16 protein-coding genes are annotated in these 17,674 nt (G+C 69.1%); 2 read left to right on the top strand and 14 right to left on the bottom strand.

Annotation, left to right across the window (positions count from 1 at the left end; translation table 11 throughout):
• Positions 1–191 precede the first annotated feature (191 nt).
• The 14 genes from nuoN to GWK61_RS41330 form a co-directional block, all read right to left on the bottom strand.
• Complete coding sequence (gene nuoN, locus GWK61_RS41395) at positions 192–1,850, bottom strand: NADH-quinone oxidoreductase subunit NuoN (protein ID WP_228563794.1); 1,659 nt, start codon at positions 1,848–1,850, stop codon at positions 192–194.
• 5 nt (positions 1,851–1,855) lie between these two features.
• Positions 1,856–3,433, bottom strand: a complete 1,578-nt coding sequence (locus GWK61_RS41390) for an NADH-quinone oxidoreductase subunit M (RefSeq protein ID WP_194917196.1) — start codon at positions 3,431–3,433, stop codon at positions 1,856–1,858.
• A 14-nt stretch (positions 3,434–3,447) separates the two neighbouring features.
• Positions 3,448–5,364: an NADH-quinone oxidoreductase subunit L gene (gene nuoL, locus GWK61_RS41385; RefSeq protein WP_194917195.1), complete on the bottom strand. Its 1,917-nt coding sequence runs from the start codon at positions 5,362–5,364 to the stop codon at positions 3,448–3,450.
• Between the two features lie 210 nt (positions 5,365–5,574).
• Positions 5,575–5,874, bottom strand: coding sequence for an NADH-quinone oxidoreductase subunit NuoK (gene nuoK / locus GWK61_RS41380; protein WP_194917194.1), 300 nt, complete (start codon positions 5,872–5,874; stop codon positions 5,575–5,577).
• Positions 5,871–6,734, bottom strand: coding sequence for an NADH-quinone oxidoreductase subunit J (locus GWK61_RS41375; protein WP_194917193.1), 864 nt, complete (start codon positions 6,732–6,734; stop codon positions 5,871–5,873). The genes nuoK and GWK61_RS41375 overlap by 4 nt, the downstream gene beginning before the upstream one ends.
• On the bottom strand, positions 6,734–7,345 hold the full coding sequence (nuoI, locus tag GWK61_RS41370) for an NADH-quinone oxidoreductase subunit NuoI (protein WP_194917192.1): 612 nt from the start codon (positions 7,343–7,345) through the stop codon (positions 6,734–6,736). The genes GWK61_RS41375 and nuoI overlap by 1 nt, the downstream gene beginning before the upstream one ends.
• Positions 7,338–8,729: an NADH-quinone oxidoreductase subunit NuoH gene (gene nuoH / locus GWK61_RS41365; RefSeq protein WP_438939811.1), complete on the bottom strand. Its 1,392-nt coding sequence runs from the start codon at positions 8,727–8,729 to the stop codon at positions 7,338–7,340. Before nuoH ends, nuoI begins: the two co-directional genes overlap by 8 nt.
• A 23-nt stretch (positions 8,730–8,752) precedes the next feature.
• A complete protein-coding gene (locus GWK61_RS41360; protein WP_228563791.1) occupies positions 8,753–11,281 on the bottom strand; it encodes an NADH-quinone oxidoreductase subunit G in 2,529 nt (842 codons plus the stop codon).
• Positions 11,278–12,603, bottom strand: coding sequence for an NADH-quinone oxidoreductase subunit NuoF (nuoF, locus tag GWK61_RS41355; RefSeq protein ID WP_194917191.1), 1,326 nt, complete (start codon positions 12,601–12,603; stop codon positions 11,278–11,280). Before nuoF ends, GWK61_RS41360 begins: the two co-directional genes overlap by 4 nt.
• Positions 12,603–13,259: an NADH-quinone oxidoreductase subunit NuoE gene (nuoE, locus tag GWK61_RS41350; RefSeq protein ID WP_194917197.1), complete on the bottom strand. Its 657-nt coding sequence runs from the start codon at positions 13,257–13,259 to the stop codon at positions 12,603–12,605. The genes nuoF and nuoE overlap by 1 nt, the downstream gene beginning before the upstream one ends.
• Before the next feature lie 17 nt (positions 13,260–13,276).
• Positions 13,277–14,644: an NADH-quinone oxidoreductase subunit D gene (locus tag GWK61_RS41345; protein WP_194917190.1), complete on the bottom strand. Its 1,368-nt coding sequence runs from the start codon at positions 14,642–14,644 to the stop codon at positions 13,277–13,279.
• Entirely contained in the window at positions 14,641–15,348 is a 708-nt protein-coding gene (locus GWK61_RS41340; RefSeq protein WP_194917189.1) for an NADH-quinone oxidoreductase subunit C, read from the bottom strand. The genes GWK61_RS41345 and GWK61_RS41340 overlap by 4 nt, the downstream gene beginning before the upstream one ends.
• Positions 15,345–15,899 carry a NuoB/complex I 20 kDa subunit family protein gene (locus GWK61_RS41335; protein WP_015796239.1) on the bottom strand — a complete coding sequence of 185 codons (555 nt, stop codon included), beginning with the start codon at positions 15,897–15,899 and terminating at the stop codon, positions 15,345–15,347. Before GWK61_RS41335 ends, GWK61_RS41340 begins: the two co-directional genes overlap by 4 nt.
• Positions 15,900–15,902: 3 nt before the next feature.
• Positions 15,903–16,262: an NADH-quinone oxidoreductase subunit A gene (locus GWK61_RS41330; RefSeq protein ID WP_015796240.1), complete on the bottom strand. Its 360-nt coding sequence runs from the start codon at positions 16,260–16,262 to the stop codon at positions 15,903–15,905.
• A gap of 495 nt (positions 16,263–16,757) precedes the next feature.
• On the opposite strand from GWK61_RS41330, the gene GWK61_RS41325 reads away from it, so the two are divergent.
• Positions 16,758–17,009 (top strand): hypothetical protein, encoded by a 252-nt coding sequence (locus GWK61_RS41325; RefSeq protein ID WP_194917188.1) that lies wholly within the window; start codon positions 16,758–16,760, stop codon positions 17,007–17,009.
• Positions 17,010–17,112: 103 nt separating this feature from the next.
• Positions 17,113–17,418 (top strand): hypothetical protein, encoded by a 306-nt coding sequence (locus tag GWK61_RS41320; RefSeq protein ID WP_194917187.1) that lies wholly within the window; start codon positions 17,113–17,115, stop codon positions 17,416–17,418.
• The last annotated feature ends 256 nt before the right edge of the window (positions 17,419–17,674 follow it).

Genomic DNA, 17,674 nt, shown 5'->3' with positions numbered 1-17,674 from the left:
GCGGTGGGTCGGGATCGCGCTCGTTCGTCACAGGTGCTTCACATGTTCGTCCTAGGTTATCTGGCAGCACTTTCGAGGGAGAGGCGCCCCGGCCGGTCAACGCACTCGCGGCCCTCTCATACTTAGCGAATACCGCAAAAGATGCCCCGGATCACCGAAGTGATCCGGGGCATCGCAGTGCGTGCGGGGCGTTACTGCACGAAATACGCCGCTTTGTCCGCAAGGTCCAGAGCCATCTGCGGGACCACGCCGAGCGCGATCGTCAGCGCCACCGAGACGGTCAGCGCGATCGTGGTCATCGGCGAGGGCACGACCACGACCGGCCCCGCCCCCTCCTCGCGCAGCGGCTCGCTGAAGTACATCAGCACGATGACACGGACGTAGAAGAACGCCGCCGCGGCCGAGGCGATCACACCGACGATCACCAGCGGCCAGGCGCCGCCGTCGATCGCCGCCGTGAACAGCGCGAACTTCCCGGTGAAGCCGGAGGTCAGCGGGATGCCGGCGAAGGCCAGCAGGAACACCGTGAAGCAGGCCGCCAGCAGCGGCGAGCGCCGCCCGAGGCCGGCCCAGGCCGACAGGTCGGTGGCCTCGCCGCCGATCGTGATCGAGTCGTCGTCGCCGTCGGCCTCGGACCCGCCGCGCACCGACTCGCGCACCAGCGTCACCACGGCGAACGCGCCGATCGTGGCGAAGCCGTACGCCGCCAGGTAGAACAGCGTCGCGCTCACGCCCTTGGTGGTCGTGGAGACGATGCCGAGCAGGATGTACCCGGCGTTGAGGATCGCCGAGTACGCGAGCATCCGCTTGATGTCCCGCTGGGTGATCGCCAGGATCGCGCCGGCCAGCATGGTCAGGATCGCCACGCCCCACAGCACCGGCCGCCAGTCCCAGCGCAGGCCCGGCAGCGCCACGTAGACGATGCGCAGCAGGGCGCCGAACGCGGCGACCTTGGTGGCCGCGGCCATGAACGCGGTGATCGGGGTCGGCGCGCCCTGGTACACGTCCGGGGTCCAGGAGTGGAACGGCACGGCGCCGATCTTGAACAGCAGCCCGACCGCCAGCAGCGCGATCCCGACCAGGACCAGCACGTCCGAGTGCGGGGCCGCGGTGATCGAGGCCGCGATGTCCGACAGCCGCACCGAGCCGGAGTAGCCGTAGAGCATCGCGATGCCGTACAGGAAGAACGCCGAGGAGAACGCCCCGAGCAGGAAGTACTTCATCGCGGCCTCCTGCGACAGCAGGCGGCGCCGGCGCGCCAGCCCGCACAGCAGGTACAGCGGCAGCGACAGCACCTCCAGCGCCACGAAGGAGGTCAGCAGGTCGTTCGCGGCCGGGAACAGCAGCATGCCGCCGATCGAGAACAGCATCAGCGGGAAGACCTCGGTGGTCCGCAGCCCGGCGGTGTCCGCCGCGCGCTCGCCGCCGGAGCCCGGCGTGGTCGCGCCCTGCGCGGTGAACGCGTCGAGGTCGACCACCGAGGTGCCGCGCTCGGCCACCAGCAGCAGTGCCAGCAGCGCCAGCGCCAGGATGGTGCCCTGCAGGAACAGCGTGACGCCGTCCACCGACACCGCGTCGGCGGCGGTGGTCTCGGCCATGCCGTGGTTGGCGATCACGAAGCCCAGGGCCACCAGGACCCCGGCCAGCGACACCGCGACCTGGGCCCAGTAGCGCCGCGAGCGCGGCAGGAAGGCCTCGATGAGGATGCCGACCGTGGCGGCGCCGAACACCACCAGCATCGGCATCAGCGCCCGGTACTCCACCTGCGGCGCCGTGAAGGTGCTCACCGTGGCGGAGCCGGCGCCCGGGGCCGCCGCGCCGCCCGGCGCGGCGGCGAGCAGACTCGTCAGAACGCTCACTTCTGGTCCACCTTCTCCGAAGTCTGCGTCGCGTTCAGAGCCGGAGCCGGGTCCTGCTTGTGAACGTGCTGCAGAGTGGTGTTGACGGAGGGGTTCACGACGTCCAGCACCGGCTTGGGGTAGAAGCCCAGGCCGATGATCAGCGCGATCAGCGGCGCCACGGCGACCACCTCACGTGCCCGCAGGTCCTTCATGCCCTCCAGCCCGGCCTTCAGCGGGCCGGTCATGGTCCGCTGGTAGAGCCAGAGCACGTACAGCGCGGCCAGGATGATCGCCGTGGTGGCCACGATCGCCACCGCCTTGTAGCGCTCGAAGGTGCCGACCAGGACCAGGAACTCCGAGACGAAGGAGGACAGGCCCGGCAGCGCCAGCGAGGACAGCCCGGCGATCAGGAACACGCCGGCCAGCTTCGGCGCGACCTTGTTCACGCCTCCGTAGTCGTCGATCAGCTGCGAACCGCGCCGGGAGATGAGGAAGCCGGCGACGATGAACAGCGCTCCGGTCGACAGGCCGTGGTTCACCATGTAGAGCGAGGCGCCGCTCTGGCCCCGCGAGGTCATCGCGAACACCCCGAGGGTGATCAGCCCGAAGTGCGAGATCGAGGTGTAGGCGATCAGGCGCTTGATGTCGGTCTGGCCGATGGCCAGCAGCGCGCCGTACACGGTGCCGACGATCGCCATCCCGATCACCAGCGGCGTGAAGAACTTCGAGGCGCCGGGAAACAGCTCCAGGCAGTACCGGAGCATCCCGAAGGTGCCGACCTTGTCCAGCACGCCGACCAGCAGCACCGCCGAGCCCGGGGTGGCCTCGGCGGCGGCGTCGGGCAGCCAGGTGTGGAACGGGAACAGCGGCGCCTTCACGGCGAAGGCCACGAAGAACCCGAGGAACAGCGCCTTGGCCAGGCCCGAGCTGATGCCCAGCTGGCCGGAGCTCACGGCGTTGGCCAGCGTCTGGAAGTCGAAGGTCCCGGTGCCCAGGTGCTTGCCCGAGGCCACGTACAGGCCGATCAGCGCGGCCAGCATGAACAGACCGCCGAACAGCGAGTAGAGCAGGAACTTCACCGCGGCATAGGACCGCTGCGGCCCGCCGAACCCTCCGATGAGGAAGTACATCGGGATCAGCATGGCTTCGAAGAACACGTAGAACAGGAACAGATCGGTGGCCGCGAAGACCCCGATCATCATGGTCTCCAGCAGCAGGTACAGCGAGAAGTAGGCGCGCACCGAGCGGCGGCCGTCGACCTGTGCCTCGTCGGCGTCGTTCCAGGCCGCCAGCAGCACCACCGGCATCAGCACCGTGGTCATCAGGATCAGCACCAGGGCGATGCCGTCCACCCCGAGGCCGTAGTTGATGTGGAAGGACTTGATCCAGGAGTGGCTCTCGGTGAACTGGAACCGGGCGCCGCCCTTCTTGAACTGCGAGGCCATCGCGGCGGCGATGCCGAAGGTGGCCACGCTGAAGGTCAGCGCGATCTTCTTGGCGGCCTCGCTCCTCTCCTTCGGCAACGTGGCCACCAGCGCGGACCCGACCAGCGGGACCACACCCATCGTGGTCAACCAGGGAAAGCTGCTCATCTCCATCTCTCCCTTTAGAGCTTCGCGAAGAGGATCGCGGCCACCAGGGCGGCCGCGCCTCCGAACATGGACAGGGCATAGGAGCGGACGAATCCGGTCTGGAGCCGCCGCAGCCGGCCCGAGGTCCCGCCGACCAGCGCGGCCAGGCCGTTGATGGCCCCGTCCACGCCGCGGTTGTCGGTGTAGACCAGGGTGCGGGTCAGGTACTGGCCGGGCCGCATCAGCGCCGCCTCGTTGAAGGCATCGCCGTACAGGTCCTTGCGGGCCGCCACGGTGATGAAGCTGCCGCGCGGGGCGACGGCCGGGACCTTGCGGGTGCCGTACTTCACGATCGCGAACGCCACGCCCACGGCCACCGCGGCCAGCGTGATGATGGACAGCGTCGTGGAGTTCAGGCCGCCGGGCAGCTTGCCCTCCTCGCGCGGCCCGGTCACCGGCTCCAGCCAGTTCACGAACGCCGAGTTCATGGAGAACAGGAAGCCCGCGGCCACCGAACCGACGGCCAGCAGCAGCATCGGCAGGCCCATGCTCAGCGGCGACTCGTGCGGGTGCGGCTCGTGGCCTTCGGCGTCCTCCACCCAGCGCTTCTCGCCGAAGAAGGTCATGATCACCATGCGGGTCATGTAGAACGCGGTGATCAGCGCGCCCAGCAGGGCCGCGCCGCCGAGGATCCAGCCCGAGGTGCCGCCCTTGCTGAAGGCGGCCTCGATGATCTTGTCCTTGGAGTAGAACCCTGAGAACGGCGGGCAGCCGATGATCGCCAGGTAGCCCAGGAAGAACGTGCCGAAGGTGATCGGCATGTACTTCCGAAGGCCGCCGTAGTGGCGCATGTTCACCTCGTCGTTCATGCCGTGCATGACCGATCCGGCGCCGAGGAACAGCCCGGCCTTGAAGAAGCCGTGGGTGACCAGGTGCATGATCGCGAAGGCGTAGCCGATCGGGCCCAGGCCGGCGGCCAGGATCATGTAGCCGATCTGCGACATCGTCGAGCCGGCCAGGCTCTTCTTGATGTCGTCCTTGGCGCAACCGACGATCGCACCGAACAGCAGCGTGATCGCGCCGACGATGGTCACCAGCAGGCGCGCGGTCGGCGACAGGTCGAAGATCGCGTGCGAGCGGACGATCAGGTAGACGCCGGCGGTCACCATGGTCGCGGCGTGGATCAGGGCGCTGACCGGGGTCGGGCCCTCCATCGCGTCGCCGAGCCAGGACTGGAGCGGGAACTGCGCCGACTTACCGCAGGCGGCCAGCAGGAGCATGATGCCGATCGCGGTCAGCGTGCCCTTCGAGGCGCCGCCGGCGGTGCCGAAGACCGTCCCGAAGCTGAACGAGCCGAAGGTGACGAACATCAGCATGATCGCGATCGACAGCCCGACGTCGCCGACGCGGTTCACGACGAACGCCTTCTTCGCCGCGGCCGCCGCGCTCGGCTTGGCCTGCCAGAAGCCGATCAGCAGGTAGGAGGCCAGACCGACGCCCTCCCAGCCGACGTAGAGCAGCAGGTAGTTGTCGGCCAGCACCAGGACCAGCATCGCGGCCAGGAAGAGGTTCAGGTAGCTGAAGAACTTCCGGCGCTCGGGGTCGTGGCTCATGTAGCCGACCGAGTAGATGTGGATCAGCGATCCGACCCCGGTGATCAGCAGGATGAAGACCACCGAGAGCTGGTCGAGCTGGAAGGCCACGTCGGCCTGGAACGGGTTCTGCCCCGTCCCGGGCACCGGGACCCAGGAGTACAGGTGCTGGTGCATGGTGCGCGCGGCGCCGTGCTTGCCGAGCATCGTGAAGAACAGCCCCGCCGCGAGGGCGAAGCTGCCCAGCGCCGTCAGGCACCCGAGCAGGTGCCCCCAGGCGTTGGTGCGCTTGCCCCCCAGGAGCAGGATCGCCGCGCCGAAGAGCGGCAGTCCGGGGACAAGCCAGATGAGACTTTCCATTGCTTACTCGGCCCGCCTCTCAGAGGGTGGGAAGTGGCGATTTGCGGTATACGGAACCGCTGGCTGACCTCGAAAACCAGCGAAACGGCCTAGGAGCAAGCATGGCTAGACGGGCGGCCTGCGCATCCTGGTTGGCTGTAAGGGCCGCCCGGCGACGCCAGGCGCCGCTCATAGGTCGTTTCGCGCCGCGAATTGACACTTTCCGCCCTCTCAGTACTTCAGCAGGTTTGCGTCGTCGACCGAGGCCGAGCGGCGGGTGCGGAACACAGACACGATGATGGCCAGCCCGACCACGACCTCCGCGGCCGCCACCACCATCGTGAAGAAGGCGATGACCTGGCCGGTGAGGTCGCCGTGCATGCGGGAGAAGGTCACCAGCGACAGGTTCACCGCGTTGAGCATCAGCTCCACGCACATGAAGACCACGATGGCGTTCCGGCGGATCAGCACCCCGAAGGCGCCGATCGTGAACAGGAGCGCCGACAGGAACAGGTAGTTGGCCGGGTTCATTCGGCTGCTCCGTTCGACGAGGCGTTTTCGAGTTCCGGAGCGTCGCCCTGGTGCGGCACGGCCATGTTCTCCCGGGTGACCGCGGTCAGGCCGACCGCGTCGCGCACCGGGGTGCGGGCCTGCAGCGTGGCGTTCACCGAGTCCTCGGCGACCGAGCCGTCGGGCAGCAGCGCGGGGATGTCGACCGCGTTGTGCCGCGCGTAGACGCCCGGCGTCGGCAGCGGCGTCATCCGCTTGCCGGTGCGCACGCGCTCCTCGACCAGCTCCTTCTGCGACTTGCGGGCCACCAGGCGCTCCCGGTGCGTCATCACCATGGCGCCGACCGCGGCGGTGATCAGCAGCGCCGAGGTGACTTCGAAGGCCCAGAAGTACTTGCTGAAGATCAGGTCCGCGAGGTTCTTGACGTTGCCGCCGCCGGCGTTGGCCGGCCCGGACCCGACGAACGTCCCCAGCCGCGCGTGGCCCAGGGCCACCATGACCAGCACCGCGAACGCGACCCCGGCCAGCACCGCCAGCTTGCGCTGGCCCTTGATGGTCTCCACCAGGGAGTCGGCGCTGGAGACGCCGACCAGCATGAGCACGAACAGGAACAGCATCATGATCGCGCCGGTGTAGACGACGATCTGCACGACGCCGAGGAAGTAAGCCCCCTGCGCCAGGTAGAACATCGCCAGGCAGATCATGGTCATGGCCAGCGAGAGCGCCGAGTGCACGGCCTTCTTGGAGAAGACCGTCCCCAGCGCCCCGAGCAGCGCCACCGCGCCGAGCACGTAGAACTGGAAGGCCTCGCCGTCGGAGGTCTTGCTCAGTCCGGCCGCCAGGGTGACGCCCTGCTCGGAAAGAGCGAGCGGAAGGCTCATCACGCGTCCTCCCCGTCCGGGTCGGGCTTGGCCGAGCCGCGCTGCTGCGGGACGGTGCCCGGCGCGGCCGCGGTGACCTTGCCCTCGTAGTAGTCCTGGGCGGTCATGCCCGGGAAGATCGAGTGCGGCGATTCGACCATGCCCTCGGTCAGCCCGGCCAGCAGCTCGTCCTTGGTGTAGATGAGGCTGGCCCGCGAGCTGTCCGCGAGCTCGAACTCGTTGGTCATGGTCAGCGCCCGGGTCGGGCACGCCTCGATGCACAGCCCGCACAGGATGCAGCGCAGGTAGTTGATCTGGTAGACGCGGCCGTAGCGCTCACCCGGGGAGTAGCGCTCCTCGTCGGTGTTGTCCGCGCCCTCCACGTAGATGGCGTCCGCCGGACAGGCCCACGCGCACAGCTCGCACCCGATGCACTTCTCCAGCCCGTCGGGGTGCCGGTTGAGCTGGTGCCGGCCGTGGAACCGCAGCGCGGTCTGCTTGGGCTCCTCGGGGTACTGCTCGGTCGTCCGCTTCTTGAACATCGTCGAGAAGGTGACGCCGAACCCCGCGACCCCGGCGAGCGGGTTCTTCGGCTTCTCCTTACCGGAGTAAGGGTTCTGCTGGTCAGACATCGGGGTCTCCCGCTTCGAGTTCTTGGGCCTCCGCTGGGTCCATCAAGGCGCCGACCAAGGCCGCCCGGGGCCGGCGCGGCGTGAACGCCGGCATCTGCTGGCCGGGCATCGGCGGCACCGGGAACCCGCCGCCCATCGGGTCGAACGGCTTGGCCGCCTCCGCGTCCTCCTCCGCCTTCTCCAGAGCGCTGGTCTGCCGGTAGCGGAGCTCGCTGACGATCCAGGCGACCACGACCACCGCGGCCACCGGTCCGAGGATGTAGATCAGGTGCGAGCGGTCCAGGTCGCCCTGGTTCTTCAGGGTCCGCACCACGGCCACCGCCAGCAGCCAGACCAGCGAGGCCGGGATCAGCACCTTCCAGCCCAGCTTCATGAACTGGTCGTAGCGCAGGCGGGGCAGCGTGGCCCGCAGCCAGAAGAAGAAGAGCATGAAGACCACGAGCTTGATGACGTACCACAGCACCGGCCACCAGCCGCTGTTCGCACCGTGCCAGACCGAGACCAGCCCGAACGGGGCGTGCCAGCCGCCCAGGAACATCAGCACGGCCAGCGAGGAGACGGTGACCATGTTGATGTACTCGGCCAGGAAGAACAGCGCGAACTTGATCGAGGAGTACTCGGTGTGGAACCCGCCGACCAGTTCGCCCTCGGCCTCGGGGAGGTCGAAGGGCGCGCGGTTGGTCTCGCCGACCATCGACACCACGTAGATGACGAAGGAGGGCAGCAGCGGCAGGCAGTTCCACCAGCTGTGCTGGCTGTTCACGATGCCCGAGGTGCTCATCGTGCCGGCGTAGATGAAGACCGCCACGAAGGACAGCGACATCGCGATCTCGTAGGAGATCATCTGCGCGGTGGAGCGCAGGGCGCCGAGCAGCGGGTAGGTCGAGCCGGAGGCCCAGCCGGCCAGCACGATGCCGTAGATCCCGATCGAGGTCGCGGCCAGCACGTACAGGATGGCGACCGGCAGGTCGGTCAGCTGTAGCGGGGTGCGGTGGTGGAAGATCGACACCTGGTTGTCCGCCGGGCCGAAGGGCACCACGGCGATGGCCAGGAACGCCGGGATCGTGGCGATCAGCGGGGCCAGGATGAAGACGATCTTGTCCGCCGCGGTGGGGATGATGTCTTCCTTGAGCATCAGCTTCACACCGTCGGCCAGCGACTGGAGCATGCCCCAGGGGCCGGTGCGGTTGGGGCCGATGCGCTGCTGCATGTAGCCGACGATCTTGCGCTCGAACAGGATCGCCATCAGGACCGTGACGACCAGGAACGCGAAGACCGCGACCACCTTGACCAGGATCAGCCACCACGGGTCCCGGCCGAAGAACGACAGGTCCTCGTAGTTGGCCGGGGTGGTGGTGTCGGCTGCCAGGGGGCCACCGGTCAGGGACCCGAGCACGGACAGGGCGCTCACGCGGTGGCCTCCACTTCGGTCGCGGCGCGTGCGATCTTGACCAGGGAGCCGGTGTCCGCGCGCAGCGCGCGGCGGACCTTCGAGCCCTTGGAGTTCGTGGGCAGCCACACCACGCGGCCGGCCAGGTCCTCGATCCGCAGCGGCAGGGTGATCGAGCCGTGTTCGTTGGAGACGGTGACCAGGTCGCCCTCGGCGGCCTCGATCTCCGAGGCGGTCTCCTTGCTCAGGTGGACCGCCGTGGGCTTGCGGGTGCCGGCCAGGAACGGCTCGTGCGCCTGCAGCGACCCCTCGTCCAGCAGCAGGTGCCAGGTGGCCAGTACGGCCTCGCCGACCGCCGGCTTGGGCAGCTCGGCGGCGGTGCTCGCCAGGGCCGGGGTCTTCTCCCGGTGCCACAGGCCCAGCTGCGCCAGCTCGTGCCGGGCCGCGCCGACCGTGGGCAGGCCCAGGTGCACGTCCATGGCGTCCGCGATCCGGTCCAGCACCCGCAGGTCCGGCATCTCGCCGAGGCCGGCGGCCTGGACCGCGTCGGCGTCCAGCGCGGTGTCGAAGGACCGCGCGCGGCCCTCCCAGTCCACGAAGGTGCCCGACTTCTCGGCCACCGGCGCCACCGGGAACACCACGTGCGCCCGCTCGGTGACCGCGCTGTGCCGGAACTCCAGCGAGACCACGAGCGGCACCCGCTCCAGGGCGTCCAGGAACGCCTGCGGGTCGGCCGTGTCGTAGGGGTCGACGCTGGCGACCACGAGTCCTGCGATCCCGCCGTGCACCGCGGTGTCCACGATCTCGGCGGTCCCGCGCCCGAAGGCGCCCGGCAGGTTGCCGACGCCCCAGCGGGCGGCGACCTCGGTGCGGGCCTCGGGGTCGGTGGCCGGGCGGCCGCCGGGCAGCAGGTTCGGCAGCGCCCCGGCCTCCAGGGCGCCGCGCTCGCCGGCCCGGCGCGGGATCCACGCCAGCTTCGCGCCGGTCACCCCGGCCAGCTTCACCGCGGCGGTGAGCGCCCCCGGCACGGCCGCGAGCCGCTCGCCGACCAGGATCACCGCCCCGGGCTTGCGCAGGTCCTCGGCGGTCTTCAGGCCCGCGGCGTCCAGCCCGGACTCCGGGCCGCCGTCGGCCAGCGCCGCCAGGAACGCCGGCTCCGTGAGCGGCGCCGCCTTCAGCAGCGCGCCCTTGAGCTTGCTCAGCCCGCGGGTGGCGTAGGGCGCTATGGCCGAGACCGCCAGCTTCCGGGCGAGCACGTTCTTGCGCAGCCGCAGGAAGACGATCGGCGACTCCTCCTCCGGCTCGAAGCCGACGAGCAGCACGGCCGGGGCGAGGTCGAGGTCGGCGTAGGTGGTCGCCAGGCCCGAGCCCGCGACGTGGGACGCCAGGAACTCGGCCTCCTCCTCGGAGTGCGGCCGCGCCCGGAAGTCGATGTCGTTGGTCTCCAACGCGATCCGGGTGAACTTCGCGTAGGCGTAGGCGTCCTCCAGCGTCAGCCGGCCGCCGACCAGGGCGGCGGCCCGGCCGCGAGCGGCGTTCAGCCCCTCGGCGGCGAAGGCCAGCGCCTCGGGCCAGGAGGCCGGGCGCAGCTCGCCCGACTCGCGGTCCCGGATCAGCGGGGAGGTGATGCGCTTGGCGGCGGGGGCCTGCGAGTACTGGAACGCCCAGCGTCCCTTGTCGCAGTTCCACTCCTCGTTCACCTGCGGATCGTCGGCCGCCATGCGCCGGGTGACCTTGCCGCGCCGGTGGTCGGTGCGCAGCGAGCAGCCCGCCGCGCAGTGCTCACAGGCGGTCGGCGAGGAGACCAGGTCGAAGGGCCGCGACCGGAACCGGTAGGCCGCGCCGGTCAGCGCGCCGACCGGGCAGATCTGCACGGTGTTGCCGGAGAAGTAGGACGCGAAGTCCTGGTCCTCGGCCACCGAGATGCCGACCTGCTGCTCCGAGCCGCGCTCGATCAGGGTGATGAACGGGTCGCCGGCGATCTGGTCGGCGAACCGCGTGCAGCGCGCGCAGGACACGCAGCGCTCACGGTCCAGCAGAACCTGGCTGGAGATGTTGATCGGCTTGGGGAAGGTCCGCTTGGTGCCCTCGAACCGGGACTCCCCGGCGCCGGTGCTCATCGCCTGGTTCTGCAGCGGGCACTCGCCGCCCTTGTCGCAGACCGGGCAGTCCAGCGGGTGGTTGATGAGCAGCAGCTCCATCACCCCGCGCTGGGCCTTCTCGGCGACCGGCGAGCTCATCTGGGTCTTGATCACCATGCCGTCGGTGACCGTGGTGGTGCAGGCGGCCACCGGCTTGCGCTGGCCCTCCACCTCCACGATGCACTGCCGGCAGGCACCGACCGGGGCCAGCAGCGGGTGGTCGCAGAACCGCGGCACCTGGGTGCCGATCCGCTCCGCGGAGCGGATGATCAGCTCGTTCTTCGGCACCTGGATCTCGAGGCCGTCGATGGTGATCGTCACGAGATCGACGGCAGGCAAATTCTGCGGCGTAGGCACCGCCACCCCCTTGCCGCTGTCAGCGGAGTTCTGAGTGGTCACGGTCATGCGCTGGTCCTCGCGAATGACAGCGGGCCGTCGGCCCACGCGGTGGACAGGGACGGGTCGAAGGGGCACCCGCCGCGTTCGAAGTGCTCCAGGTACTCGTCCCGGAAGTACTTGAGCGAGGACTGGATCGGCGCGGCCGCACCGTCGCCGAGGGCGCAGAAGGCCTTGCCCACGATGTTGTCGCACAGGTCCAGGAGCTTGCCGAGGTCTTCCTCGGTGCCCTCGCCCTTCTCCATGCGCTTGAGGATCTGCACCAGCCAGTAGGTGCCCTCGCGGCACGGCGTGCACTTGCCGCAGGACTCGTGCGCGTAGAACTCGGTCCAGCGCAGAGCCGCGCGGACCACGCACGTGGTCTCGTCGAAGATCTGGAGCGCCTTGGTGCCGAGCATGGAGCCGGCCGCGCCGACCCCCTCGTAGTCCAGCGGGACGTCGAGGTGCTCCTCGGTGAACATCGGGGTCGAGGAGCCGCCGGGGGTCCAGAACTTCAGGCGGTGGCCGGGCCGGACGCCGCCGGCGTAGTCCAGCAGCTCGCGCAGCGTGATGCCCAGCGGCGCCTCGTACTGGCCGGGGTACTTCACGTGGCCGGACAGCGAGTACAGCGTGAAGCCCGGGGACTTCTCGCTGCCCATGCCCCGGAACCAGTCCACGCCGTTGCGGACGATCGCGGGAACCGATCCGATGGACTCGACGTTATTGACACATGTGGGGCTGGCGTAGAGCCCTGCGACCGCCGGGAAGGGAGGACGCAGACGAGGCTGTCCGCGCTTGCCCTCCAAGGAGTCCAGCAGCGCCGTCTCCTCGCCGCAGATGTACGCGCCGGCGCCGCCGTGCACGGTGAGTTCGAGGTCGAAGTCGGTGCCGAGGACGCCCTTGCCGAGGAATCCGGCCTCGTACGCCTCGCGGACCGCGGCCTGCAGCCGCCGCAGCACGTGCAGCACCTCGCCGCGCACGTAGATGAACGCGTGGCTGGCGCGGATCGCGTAGCACGCGATGATCACGCCTTCCACCAGCTCGTGCGGGTTGGCCATCATGAACGGGATGTCCTTGCACGTGCCCGGCTCGGACTCGTCCGCGTTCACCACCAGGTAGTGCGGCTTGCCGTCGTTCTGCGGGATGAAGCCCCACTTCATGCCGGTGGGGAAGCCCGCGCCGCCGCGGCCGCGCAGTCCGGAGTCCTTGACGAGCTGGATCACCTCGTCGGGGTGCATCCGCAGCGCCTGCTTGACCGCGGTGTAGCCGTCGCGCCGCTGGTAACCGGCGAGCGTCCAGGGCTCGGAGTCCAGCCAGCCCCGGGACAGGACGGGGGTGAGTTCGGGTGCCATTACTCGGACGCCTCCGTGGTGAGCGCCGGACCGGTGGGGGTCCGGCCCTGCGAGACGAGCAGACCGGCCAGGGTCGCGTGCCCGCCGGCGCCGCCGCCGGCGACCGCGCCCTCGCGGGTGTCCTCGAACCCGGCCAGTATCCGCTCGGCCTGCTTGAAGGTGCACAGCGCGGGACCGCGGGAGGAGTGCACTTCCTTGCCCGCGCGCAGCTCGTCGACGACCCGGACCGCCTTGTCGGGGTTCATGTCGTCCAGGAACTCCCAGTTGACGGTCATCACCGGTGCGTAGTCGCACGCCGCGTTGCACTCGATGTGCTCCAGCGTGACCCTGCCGTCCTCGGTGGTCTCGTCGTTGCCGACGCCCAGGTGCTCCTTGAGCGTGGCGAAGATGGCGTCGCCGCCCATCACCGCGCACAGCGTGTTGGTGCACACCCCGACGTGGTAGTCGCCGACCGGGCGCCGCTTGTACATCGTGTAGAACGTCGACACCGCCGAGACCTCGGCGGTGGACAGGCCCAGCTTGTCGGCGCAGTACTCGATGCCCGCCGGCGAGACGTAGCCCTCCTCGCTCTGCACCAGGTGCAGCAGCGGCAGCAGGGCCGAGCCGGACTGCGGGTAGCGCGCGACGATCTTGTCGGCGTCCCCGTCCAGCTTCATCAGGTGTTCGTAGTTGCTCAACGGTCCACACCACCCATAACCGGGTCCAGGGAGGCGATGGCGACGATGACGTCGGCCAGCTGGCCGCCCTCGCACATCGCCGCGGTCGCCTGGAGGTTCGTGAAGGACGGGTCGCGGAAGTGCACCCGGTAGGGCCGCGTGCCGCCGTCGGAGACGACGTGCACGCCCAGTTCGCCCTTGGCCGACTCCACCGCCGCGTAGGCCTGGCCGGCCGGGACGTGGAAGCCCTCGGTGACCAGCTTGAAGTGGTGGATCAGGGCCTCCATGGAGTCGCCCATGATGTGCCGGATGTGGTCCAGGCTGTTGCCCATGCCGTCGCTGCCCAGGGCGAGCTGCGCGGGCCAGGCGATCTTCTTGTCCTCGACCATGACCGGCTGGCCCTGGGTGCGCTGGACGCGGTCCAGGCACTGCTCGACGATCCGCAGCGACTCGTACATCTCGGCCAGGCGGATCCGGTAGCGGCCGTAGGCGTCGCAGGTGTCCCAGGTCGGGACGTCGAACTCGTAGGTCTCGTAGCCGCAGTACGGCTCGGACTTGCGCAGGTCGTGCGGCAGGCCGGTGGCGCGCAGCGTCGGGCCGGTGATCCCCAGCGCCATGCAGCCGGCCAGGTCCAGGTGGCCCACGCCCTCGGTGCGGCCCTTGAAGATCGGGTTCTCGTTGCACAGCTTCGCGTAGTCCGGGAAGCGCTTGCGCATCAGCTTGATGTAGCTGCCGATCTTGTCCACCGCGCCGGGCGGCAGGTCCTGCGCGACACCGCCGGGGCGGATGTACGCGTGGTTCATGCGCAGCCCGGTGATGAACTCGAAGAGGTCCAGCGTCTCCTCGCGCTCGCGGAAGCCCGCGGTCATCATGGTCAGCGCGCCCATCTCCATGCCGCCGGTGGCCAGGCAGACCAGGTGGCTGGAGATCCGGTTCAGCTCCATCAGCATGACCCTGATGACCGAGGCCCGCTCGGGGATCTGGTCCTCGATGTCCAGGGCCTGCTCGACCGCCAGGCAGTACGCCGTCTCGTTGAACAGCGGCGTGAGGTAGTCCATGCGGGTCACGAACGTGGTGCCCTGCACCCAGTTGCGGTACTCGGTGTTCTTCTCGATGCCGGTGTGCAGGTAGCCGATGCCGCAGCGGGCCTCGGTGACGGTCTCGCCGTCGATCTCCAGGATCAGCCGGAGCACGCCGTGCGTCGAGGGGTGCTGGGGCCCCATGTTGACGACGATGCGCTCTTCGGGGGCCTCCTGCAGGCCCGACAGGATCTCGTCCCAGTCTCCGCCGGAGACGGTGAAGACGCGGCCTTCGATGCCCTCGCTGTCCTGCGCCGCCGATTCGTTCGCGCCGTCGGATTCGACGGTTCCGTCGATGACTGTCATGAGTACGCCCTCCGCTGGTCCGGAGCCGGGATCTGCGCGCCCTTGAACTCGACGGGGATGCCGCCGAGCGGGTAGTCCTTGCGCTGGGGGTGGCCCAGCCAGTCGTCCGGCATCAGGATCCTGGTCAGGCCGGGGTGGCCGTCGTAGATGACGCCGAACATGTCGTAGGCCTCGCGCTCGTGCCAGTCGACCGTCGGGTAGACCTCGTAGAGCGAGGGGATGTGCGGGTCGACGTCCGGAGCGGTGGTCTCCAGGCGGATCCGGCGGTTGTGCGTGATGCTCAGCAGCGGGACGACGCTGTGCAGTTCGCGGCCGGACTCCTCCGGGAAGTGGACACCGGTGACGCCCAGGCACATCTCGAAGCGCAGCGCGGGGTCGTCGCGCAGCGTCTTGGCGACGCGGACGAGGTGCTCGCGCGGGACGTGGATGGTCAGCTGGCCGCGGTACACCACGTAGGCGCTGATCGCCTCCAGCGGCAGGCCCTGCTCCTCCAGCGCGCCTTCGAGCTCGTCGGCGATCACATCAAAGTAGCCGCCGTAGGGGCGCTCACTCGCGCCCGGGAGCTCGATCCGGCGGACCAGGCCGCCGTAGCCGGAGGTGTCGCCGCCGTTGCGGACCCCGAACATGCCCTTGCGGGTGGCGATCAGCTCGCCACCGGGCTTTTCAGCACCCTGCCCCGGGACCGCGGGTACGTTTTCGGTCACCGGAGGAGCCCTTCCATCAGGATCGTCGGCTTGGCGTTCATCGCGGCCTTCTCGGCCTCTTCCGCGGCCTTCTTGCGGTTCACACCCAGCGGCATGCTCTGGATCTGCTCGTGGAGCTTCAAGATCGCGTCCAGCAGCATCTCCGGCCGCGGCGGGCAGCCCGGCAGGTAGATGTCGACCGGCACGATGTGGTCCACGCCCTGCACGATCGCGTAGTTGTTGAACATGCCGCCCGAGGAGGCGCACACGCCCATCGCGATGACCCACTTGGGGTTCGCCATCTGGTCGTAGACCTGGCGCAGGACCGGGGCCATCTTCTGGCTCACCCGGCCCGCCACGATCATCAGGTCCGCCTGCCGCGGCGTCGCGGAGAACCGCTCCATGCCGAAGCGCGCCAGATCGTACCGGCCGGCGCCGGTGGCCATCATCTCGATGGCGCAGCAGGCCAGACCGAAGGTCGCCGGCCACACCGACGATTTACGCATATAGCCCGCCAGGCCCTCCACCGTCGTGAGGAGGAATCCTGCGGGCAGTTTCTCTTCCAGGCCCATCTGTCAGTCCCATTCCAATCCGCCGCGACGCCACACGTAGGCGTAGGCGACGAAGACGGTGAGGATGAAGAACACCATCTCGACCAGCCCGAACCAGCCGAGGGAGTCGAAGCGCACCGCCCACGGGTACAGGAACACGATTTCGATGTCGAAGATGATGAAGAGCATGGCGGTCAGGTAGTACTTCACCGGGAAGCGGCCGCCGCCGACCGGCTGCGGAGTGGGCTCGATGCCGCACTCGTAGGCCTCCAGCTTGGCGCGGTTGTACCGCTTCGGTCCGGTCAGCATCCCCGACACCACCGAGAACACGGCGAACCCGGCGGCCAACCCGCCGAGCACCAGAATCGGCGCGTAACTGTTCATGGGTGACGTCCTGTCAGGCAGGTTTGTGTCAATTTCTGGACGAGTGGGCCCTGCTCACGCTACTTGTGGCTGATTTCACAAGCTCCCGCGACGTTCAGTGCCGTGCCGTGAACCCAGTGTGTGGTGAGGCGGTTTCACAAGCACGACCGTGAGCGCCACGAAACGGTCGGTGCCTTCTTTCGCCGCTGATCCTACGCCTGCGCCGTGTGGGCTGCGCCACAGGGGTGCAGCCAAGTGTGAGCGAGATCACCGGAAGATCAACGATCATCAGCCCACGAAGATCATCCAACCGGATAAAAGCAAAGGTGTCGTGATATAGGGGCCTAGCTCCGCCCGCCGCCTGGGACCGACTTGCACCCCACGCCGGCCTCTGCTTGGGGAAAGCCCTTGGCACCCTGGCGCGTGGGAGTAGGTTCAGGTGGTGGACGCAAGGGCGCGCTCAACGAGGAGGTCCGTGATGCACCCCCGTCGGCTTTCTGTTAGCTCGGTGGCGGCATGCGCCGTTCTCCTTGGTTTCACAACGGTTTCCTGCTCCACGACGGCCAATCAGGTGAACGCCGGGCACTCGGCGGGGTCCGGGACGGCGACGGTCTCGGCGAGTTCTTCTCAGGGGACTGGTTCGGGGACGGCTTCGGGTTCCCCGAGTCCCTCGGGTCCCTCCGCGACCGGGGCGGGGTCGGCTACCGGGGTTCCCGGTGGGAGCGGTCCTGCTTCTTCCTCTCCTACTCCGGGGAGTCCTGGGAGTAGCACTGGCGGGGGGCGGCCGACGTCCGCGCCGACCTCGCCGACGCCGTCGCCGCGTCCGTCACCGCCCAGTTCGGCGCCGAGCACTGTGCACGGGACGTTGACCGTGACGCCGGCCCAGAACGGGATGACGTTCCACGTGGCGGTGGGGACGGAGATCATGGCCTCGCAGTTCCCCTGGCCCTCCGCGCCCATCTCGACCAACCCCTCGATCCTGGCGCCGGGCATCTCGCCGATGTACATCGTGTGCCGACCGCCGGGGACGTCGTGCTCGGAGCCGCCGCGGACGTTCTCGGCGCGGGCTCGGGGGACGGCGGAGATCACGGCCTATCGGGACATGTGCGGCGAGGCTCGGCGGTGTGTGCCGCCGACGGACTGGACGCAGTTCGAGGTGACGGTCGTCGTGGGGTGAGGTGCGGGTGCGGCGCGGGTGTGCAGCTGCGCGAGTGCGCGAATGTATCGGTGCGCGGGCGTATGGGTGTGGGTGTGTGGGTGGGTGTTGCGCTTGATCCTTATGCGGGCGGCTACCGCGGTCGTGCGGCCATCTCCTCGTAACACCGCGCCCCGGCCCGGAGAAGCCCGGACCAGGGCGCGTACGGCGTTTGTCAGCCTCCTGGCAGTGGTGCCGGGCCTCACGCTGTCAGCTGCTGCTGCGCCAGGGCTGTGAG

The organism is Catenulispora rubra (assembly GCF_015356825.1).
GTDB lineage: Bacteria > Actinomycetota > Actinomycetes > Streptomycetales > Catenulisporaceae > Catenulispora > Catenulispora rubra.
Note: the sequence above shows the minus strand (reverse complement) of the source record. Positions and strands in the feature narration are given on the sequence as shown.